The organism is Psychrobacter sp. 1U2 (assembly GCF_051847575.1).
The window spans coordinates 1-1,019 of the sequence record NZ_JBPYDC010000502.1 but is presented as its reverse complement, the minus strand read 5'-3'; the positions used below and the strand labels follow the sequence as shown (position 1 = coordinate 1,019).

Sequence of the window (1,019 nt, the reverse complement as noted above, 5' to 3'; positions counted from 1 at the left end):
GCGCAGCAATTGAATCGCTTGACTCAGCTGCGTAGAGAGCGCTGCTGGCAGTTGGGTGATAAGCTGCCTATAAGTAATAAAGTCTATCTTTTCAGCACCAGCCAATGGCGTCTGCAATACGGTTGACTTATGAGAGTCTTCAGTTAAGTGAGGAATAGCAATGCCGTGAGTTTGCGCATAATCGTAAGTAATGGCAATGGTAGCGGGTACATCATTGCCATCAATCGACTCGGGATCAGTATTCAACTCTTGTAATTCACCTGTTTCCCAGTGACTTGCTGCTAAGCTTGCCAGTAACTCAACACGGCCAACCTGATAAAGCTTACTTGATGACTCTGCTGCTTGGTCTTTTGTGACAGTATCGTTTTCAATAGCCAAAACAGGAACTTGCACAGGCCACCAGCCTTTTGCAGTATAGCGGCACAGTACAGTCTCGTTATCAATTACAAAAGCGGTGGTCATAAATAGCTATCCAAAGCAGCAAAAGGGTTGATAAAAAGTTGCTTATATTTATCTGCAACGATTAAGCGGCAAGTAGTTGGCTCAAACTATCCTGAGCAACATCAAGCGATTTTTTGCTCACAGGATGGTTGTTCTCAAAACCATCCAAGCGATAGTCTACTGCCATAAGTACATCAGCTATATGAGCAAGTGTACGATCATCTATACTTTGACCATTTTCAAGGCGTTTTTGCATATTGATGGTCAACTGATTAAGCATATTTGCAGGTGTAGGCAATTGTAAGAAGCGTATTGCACCCGCGACTTGATGTATCAGATCAGGTATATTTTCAAGGTTAAGCAGGTCGCGATTGTCATCCAATAAATAGTCGTTAATTGCTTGCTCTGCACTTGATATGGCTGTACGACTCTCTTGTACCAACGTATCATAGGCCGTATCGATTTGGTGTAATGAGATATGCTGACTGTGCGTTGCCAAATGAATAGCGCCTGGCGTGTGTATTTTCGCCATCGCGTTCGAAGCATTCTCGGCATGCATTAGCGCCAATAGCAGAGAG

Annotated in this window: 2 pseudogenes; both read right to left on the bottom strand. The window is 43.8% G+C overall.

What is annotated here, in order from left to right:
* Positions 1-462 (bottom strand): annotated as a pseudogene (locus ACS8FD_RS16880) (NAD(+) diphosphatase); the annotation flags it as partial.
* Between the two features lie 61 nt (positions 463-523).
* A pseudogene (locus tag ACS8FD_RS16875) lies at positions 524-1,019 on the bottom strand (hypothetical protein); the annotation flags it as partial.